Annotated in this window: 5 protein-coding genes; 1 reads left to right on the top strand and 4 read right to left on the bottom strand. The window is 60.0% G+C overall.

What is annotated here, in order from left to right:
- Positions 1 to 265 precede the first annotated feature (265 nt).
- The 4 genes from hemG to pepQ are packed head-to-tail and all read right to left on the bottom strand — an operon-like array spanning position 266 to position 4,231.
- Positions 266 to 790, bottom strand: coding sequence for a menaquinone-dependent protoporphyrinogen IX dehydrogenase (hemG, locus tag BN1128_RS07790; RefSeq protein WP_042867416.1), 525 nt, complete (start codon positions 788 to 790; stop codon positions 266 to 268).
- Positions 791 to 797: 7 nt separating this feature from the next.
- A complete protein-coding gene (locus BN1128_RS07785) occupies positions 798 to 2,255 on the bottom strand; it encodes a TrkH family potassium uptake protein (RefSeq protein ID WP_042867415.1) in 1,458 nt (485 codons plus the stop codon).
- A gap of 36 nt (positions 2,256 to 2,291) precedes the next feature.
- The gene (locus BN1128_RS07780) at positions 2,292 to 2,909 is read right to left on the bottom strand and encodes an IMPACT family protein (RefSeq protein ID WP_042867414.1); all 618 of its coding nucleotides are present in this window, start codon (positions 2,907 to 2,909) and stop codon (positions 2,292 to 2,294) included.
- On the bottom strand, positions 2,909 to 4,231 hold the full coding sequence (pepQ, locus tag BN1128_RS07775; RefSeq protein ID WP_042867413.1) for a Xaa-Pro dipeptidase: 1,323 nt from the start codon (positions 4,229 to 4,231) through the stop codon (positions 2,909 to 2,911). The genes BN1128_RS07780 and pepQ overlap by 1 nt, the downstream gene beginning before the upstream one ends.
- A gap of 190 nt (positions 4,232 to 4,421) precedes the next feature.
- Here pepQ and BN1128_RS07770 point away from each other — a divergent pair, with 190 nt between their 5' ends.
- Positions 4,422 to 6,359 (top strand): acetoacetate--CoA ligase, encoded by a 1,938-nt coding sequence (locus tag BN1128_RS07770; protein ID WP_042867412.1) that lies wholly within the window; start codon positions 4,422 to 4,424, stop codon positions 6,357 to 6,359.
- Positions 6,360 to 6,464 lie beyond the last annotated feature (105 nt).

Genomic DNA, 6,464 nt, shown 5'->3' with positions numbered 1-6,464 from the left:
GAGGATGCGCATATTACGCTCCTCACTTCGAAAGTCAAGCGATTGTTTTCGCTTTTCTTTCGGCGCCTGCTTCACAAGGAAGCTGGCTCATCAGGTTGGCGTGTTCCGCCGTGCTGGTAGGGGCGCATTATAGGGAGCCGCGCCGGGATGACAAGAGGAAATCTGCGAAAAATGACACTTTTTACCGTTTAATGGTTCGAATGCCTATTTATCAAACAAAAAGTCTCGCATCCGCGAGGCTCAAGCCAGCAATGGCGCGGAGTTGCTATCTTTTTGACCAGAATTCACGGGCAAAACTGCGCACCTTTTCCCAATCGGTGAACTCCAGGTCCTTGCTGGTATCCGTACTGCCACCGGTGATCTTCATGATCAGCTGAATGATGCGGGTCTGCCACCAGTTGTAGCGGGAGTACTGCAGTGCGCCAGCAAACACCCCCAGGGTTCTCGGCTTCCAGGGGGAGAGACGCAGGAACTTCTTCATATAGGCATTAGTCTGCGGCGTCTGCTTCTCCGGCTTGCGCGCGGTCAGGTTGACGCAGAAGAAGGCTGCATTGGCCACCTCCAGCTGTTCATGGTGCGCATGGATAAAGCTGAGCAGGCTGGGATGGAAGTTGCCGTAACGAATCGAGGCACCGATCAATACCTTCTTGAACTTGCTGAGGTTGCACATGGGCAGAGTGTGCAGGTCATGCATCACCACCTCGCAGCCTGGTATTTCCTCCAGCATGGCATCCACGATTTTCCGTGTTTGCCCATCCCGAGAAGAATAAAGCACCAAAATCTTGTCCATACCTACCTCAACTACGCCAGAATGCGGGGGTAAACAGTACCAGAAGCGTGAAAATTTCCAATCGACCAAACAGCATGGCGACCACCAGGATCCACTGGGCCGTCGCCGATATATTGCCAAAGTTGCTGGAGACCTCGCCCAGCCCGGGCCCCACGTTGGTGAAGGCGGCCGCCACAGCCGTGAATGCGGTCACCTCGTTCAACCCTGTCATCAGCAACAGCAGCATAAAGATGAAGAACAGGATGATGTAGGTGGCGAAGTAGCCCCACACCGCCTCGACGATCCGCTCGGGTACCGCACGGCGTCCCAGCTTGAGGGTATAGATGGCGCGTGGGTGTACCAGTCGCTTGAGCTCGCGCATCCCCTGCAGGAACAAGATCATGAAGCGCATGACCTTGATACCGCCCCCGGTGCTACCAGCACAACAACCAATAAAGGCGGAGAACATGAGCAGCATGGGCAGGAAAGAGGGCCAGTCGGCATAGCTGGTCGTGCTATACCCAGTAGTCGTACCGAGGGACACCGCCTGGAACAGACCGTGGTTGAGCGCCTCCTGCCAGGTGGCGTAGTGGCCGTGGGTCAGCAAGGCGACGAAGCAAATCAGCACCAAGGTCGCCTGGATTGCCAGAAACACCTTCAATTCGGGGTCGCGCAGATAACTGCTCAAGCGGACCGGTTTGTGGGCAAACACCATAAAGTGCAGAGCGAAGTTGACGCTGGCCAGCAGCAGGAACAGCACAGTGATCAGGTTGATGGCCGGGCTGTTGAAGAAACCGATACTGGCATCGTGAGTCGAAAAGCCCCCCACCGACAGGGTGGAGAAGGAGTGGCAGATGGCGTCGAACAGCGTCATGCCGGCCAGCCAGTACGCCAGAGCACAGAGCATGGTCAGCAACAAGTAGATGAACCAGAGCGCCTTGGCCGTCTCGGCGATGCGCGGCGTCACCTTGTTGTCCTTGACCGGTCCGGGGATCTCGGCGCGGTAGAGCTGCATGCCCCCGATACCGAGCAGCGGCAGTATGGCCACCGCCAGTACGATGATCCCCATGCCCCCGAGCCACTGCAGCAACTGGCGATAGAAGAGGAAGGCCTTGGGCAGATTGTCCAATCCGGTCAGCACGGTTGCCCCCGTGGTCGTCAAGCCTGAGAAGGATTCGAAGAAGGCTTCGGAGACCGTCATGCCGGGCACCTCTCCCAACAGGAACGGCAAGGCCCCCACGCTGCCCAGCACGACCCAGAACAGCACGACGATAAGAAAGCCCTCCTTGGATCTGAGGTCTTTCTTATGATGGCGATTGGGGAACCAGAGCAGAGCACCGAGCAGCAGGGCGATGAAGAAGGCATTTACAAACTCGGTACCGCCACCATCACGGTACCCAAAAGCAACCATCGCGGGCAGCAGCATGGTCGAACTGAATAGCGCGACCAGCAGGCCAACGATACGAATAATGCTCAGAATCTGCATTCCGGCTCCCTTTTCAGGCTAAAAGAGCGATGGATTCTAGCCATCTAAGGAGCGAAGGGATACCCGTCCATGGGTTCGGTCGGTCAATTCTCGATCGACCTGGGCCCAAACAGCGGATCCCCACGCAACCCGCAGGGTAACGCGGGAGCCATAGTCGGCCTCCAGCAACTGGCCGTGATGGCTGCCGAGCAGCGCCTCCACCACCCCCATGTCGGCATAGTCACACTGGATGAGAGAGGGCGTCTGCTGGCGCTTGACCCGGGTTTCGAGTCGCTTGAGCGCGGCGCCCACGCCACCCCCATAGGCCTTGACCAGACCACCTGTGCCCAACAGCACGCCGCCGTAGTAGCGCACCACCACGGCAGCCACCTCACCGAGTCCGGAGCCCATCAGCTGGGCCAGCATGGGCTTGCCGGCCGTCCCCGATGGCTCACCATCGTCGCTGAAACCGTAAACCTGGCTGTCTTGTGGTGCACCGGCGACAAAGGCCCAGCAGTGATGCCGGGCCCCGGGGTGTTGCTGCCTTATCTCGTTGACCCACGCCTTGGCGGCCTCGACCGTCGGCGTGTGTGCGATCAGGGTGATGAAGCGGCTCTTCTTGATCTCTTCACTCACCGCCAGCGGCGCGGCCGGAATGGCATAGTCTGCCGTCATCAGAGTCCCGCTTGTCTGGTCAGGTTCTCCACCCCATTGGCGTGCAACACTATGTTGTCCTCGATGCGGATGCCACCGAAAGGCCGCAGCGCCTCCACCTTGTTCCAGTTGACCCGCTTGCCCTGCTCACCCTGACGCAGCGGTTCCAGCAGGCTGTCGATGAAGTAGAGGCCCGGCTCTATGGTGAACACCTGGCCCACCTCCATCACCCGGGTACAGCGCAAATAGGGGAACTGTTCGGGAGCAGCCAGGTGAGTGCCGCGCTCGTCCTGCATGAAGCCGCCCGCATCGTGCACCTGCAGGCCCAGGAAATGACCGAGACCATGGGGGAAGAAGACGTTGGTCACCCCTGTGTGGATCATCTCGTCCACCGACATGTCCACCAGTTCGACCGCTTGCAGCAAGCGCGCCAACCTGTGATGCATCTGCAGATGCAGCTCGTTGTAACGGCGACCCGGTTTGATCTCCTCGATGATCTCCTGCTGCTGCGCATCCAGCGCCGCGATCAGATCGGCAAACTCGCCACGGCGCCAGGCCCAGGTACGGGTGATATCGGAGGCATAACCGTGAAAATCCACCCCGGCATCGATGAGGAAGGAGTGGCGCTCTGCATCCGGCACCCGCAGGGCGGAGAGATGGGTGTAGTGGAGGATGGCCGCATTGCGGTTGATGGCGACGATATTGCCGTACGGTGCCTCATTGGCCCCCTGCCCGACCGCCTTCATGTAGGCCAGATTGATTTCGAACTCGCTTGCCCCCGCCATGAAGGAGTCCTTGGCCGCGACATGGCCGCGCACGCCGATGCGGTTCGCTTCGCGCAGGCACTCCAGCTCATACGGCGTCTTGTAGGCGCGGTGATAGTGCAGATAGTTGAGCACGGCCTCCGGATTGGGCTGACCCAGCCCCAGCAACTCGGCGACCTCGAGGTGGCCGCCCAGATAGGCCCACTCCTGCTTGCCGGCGGGCAGGTGATCGGCGACCTGCTCCGGCCTCGTCAGGAAGCGGATATCGAAGAAGTCGACCCAGAAGGCATTGGGCAGCTCTGCCACCTTGTGCCAGAAATCCACCGGCCGGTAGAACAGCAACACCGGCTTGTTCACGCCATCCACCAGCAACCAGCAGTGGGGGTTGTCCAGCACCGGCAACCAGGCCTTGAAGTGCGGATTCACCTTGAAGGGGTAATCCTGGTCGTCGAGGAAGATGCGGTGGGTCTGGCCGGAGTGGATGGCCAGGCCGCTGAGCCCCTGCTGTTGCAGTATGTCGCGGGTGCGATGCTGCAAGGTATCGAGGTGCTGGGCAAAAAGTTGGCTGTAGCTGCTCATGGCGTCCTGCTCCGGGAGAAATGTGATTTCAGCATAACATCAAGCGAATCAAGGCTCGAACCGTCAAGCTATCGCTTCGTGAGGTAACGCATACGTTACAAGGCTTTTGTTATGAAACAAAAACCAACCATTAACAAATAAAAAACAATTCAATACACTGCCGGTAGATACATGCAGTCAGGGACTACTCATGCACAACCTTTGCCTGTGGCAACCGGATCAGGAGCGGATTCAACAATCCAACCTCCAGCAGTTTATGGCCGAGGTCAACCGCTTCCATGGCCTGCAGCTGCACAACTATGCCCAGCTCTACCAGTGGTCGGTGGAAAAGACCACCCGCTTCTGGCCGCTGGTGTGGCAACACTGCGGCGTCAAGGGCGAGCTGGGGGACATAGTGGCAGAAAACCGCCAGGATATGCAGCGCACCCGCTGGTTCCCCGACAGCCGGCTCAACTTTGCCGAAAACCTGCTGCGCCGTCAGGATGAGAGCCCGGCCATTATCTCCCGCATCGAAGGCAGCCCAAGTCGCACCCTGAGCTGGCGTGAACTGGCGGATCAGGTGGCCAGGCTGGCCCAGTGGCTGCGCAGCCAGGGCATCGGCAGTGGCGACGTGGTCGCCGCCTACCTGCCCAATATCCCGGAAACCGTGGTGGCCATGCTGGCAACCACCAGCCTGGGCGCTATCTGGACCTCCACCAGCCCCGACTTTGGCGAGGCCAGCGTGGTGGAGCGCTTCGGCCAGACCCGACCCAGGGTGCTGTTTGCGGTGGATGGCTATCGCTACAACGGCAAGGCCATCGACATCCAGGCCAAGGTGGCCGGCGTGGTCAGCCAGATCGACAGCATAGAGCAGACAGTGCTGATCCCCCTGCTCGGCAATCCCCTGCAACTGGGCCACGACTGGCAGCAAGTGCTGGCCAGCCAGCCAGACGCCGTCCTTCGCTTCGAGCCCATGGGCTTCAACGATCCGCTCTACATCCTCTATTCGTCCGGCACCACCGGCAAGCCAAAATGTATCGTCCACGGCATAGGCGGCACCCTGCTGCAACATCTTAAGGAGCATCAGCTGCACTGCGACATCAAGCCAGGGGAGCGGGTGTTCTACTTCACCACCTGCGGCTGGATGATGTGGAACTGGCTGGTGAGTGCGCTCGCTTCCGGCGCGACTCTGGTGCTCTATGACGGCTCCCCCTTCTATCCGGATGGCAAGGTGCTGTGGGATCTCGCCCGCGACGAGCAGGTTACCCTGTTCGGTACCTCGGCCAAGTACCTGGATGCCCTGCACAAGCAGGGCTATGCCCCGATCACCACCCACCAGCTGCCGGCCCTGCGGCTTATCTGCAGCACAGGCTCCGTGCTGTCGCCGGAGGGGTTTGACTATGTCTATCAGGGGATCAAACAGGATGTGCAGCTCAGCTCCATCTCCGGCGGCACCGACATCTGCTCCTGCTTCGTCATCGGCAATCCCATCAGCCCCGTCTATCGCGGCGAGAGCCAGGGACGCGGCCTCGGCCTCGCGGTGCAGGTGTTCAACGAGGCGGGCCAGCCGGTGCAGGGGGAAAAGGGGGAACTGGTCTGCACCAAGCCCTTCCCGGCCCAGCCCATCGCCTTCTGGGGGGACGACAGCGGCGACAAATACCACGCCGCCTACTTCGAACGGTTCGACAACATCTGGTGCCACGGCGACTGGATCGAGCTGACCGACACCGGCGGCATCCTCTTCTATGGCCGCTCCGACGCCACCCTCAATCCGGGGGGCGTGCGCATCGGCACCAGCGAGATATACCGCTACGTGGAGCAGCTGGACGAGGTGGAAGAGAGCATAGTCATCGGCCAGCAGTGGCAGCAGGACGAGCGGGTGGTGCTGTTCGTCAAGCTCAAGCCCGGCCTCAAGCTGGATGAGCCGCTGCGCGAGCGTATTCGCCAGCAAGTAAGGCAGCACTGCACCGCCCGCCACGTGCCCGCCCGTATCCTGCAGGTGGATGCGATTCCCCGCACCAAGTCCGGCAAGATAGTGGAGCTGGCGGTGCGGGAAGTGGTGCACAACAGACCTGTCAACAATACTCATGCCCTCGCCGATCCCGAGGTGCTGAACCAGTATCGCAACCGGCCGGAACTGGCCAGTTGATAACAAACTCACATCCATCCGAGGCGCCGCAAGGCGCCTCTCTTTTACCCGTTTTGTGATGAGGAGCTTTTACTCGAGTTCTGTTAAACGAATGTTTTAAATAGG

The sequence above is a fragment of the Aeromonas piscicola genome (assembly GCF_000820005.1).
GTDB lineage: Bacteria > Pseudomonadota > Gammaproteobacteria > Enterobacterales > Aeromonadaceae > Aeromonas > Aeromonas piscicola.
This window is presented reverse-complemented; position numbering and strand designations above follow the sequence as displayed.

What these genes read in the sequence shown, in the direction of transcription:
- pepQ (WP_042867413.1), bottom strand. Translation starts at nt 4,231, where the DNA reads ATGAGCAGCTACAGCCAACTTTTTGCCCAGCACCTCGATACCTTGCAG.
- BN1128_RS07770 (WP_042867412.1), top strand. Translation starts at nt 4,422, where the DNA reads ATGCACAACCTTTGCCTGTGGCAACCGGATCAGGAGCGGATTCAACAA.
- hemG (WP_042867416.1), bottom strand. Translation starts at nt 790, where the DNA reads ATGGACAAGATTTTGGTGCTTTATTCTTCTCGGGATGGGCAAACACGG.
- BN1128_RS07780 (WP_042867414.1), bottom strand. Translation starts at nt 2,909, where the DNA reads ATGACGGCAGACTATGCCATTCCGGCCGCGCCGCTGGCGGTGAGTGAA.
- BN1128_RS07785 (WP_042867415.1), bottom strand. Translation starts at nt 2,255, where the DNA reads ATGCAGATTCTGAGCATTATTCGTATCGTTGGCCTGCTGGTCGCGCTA.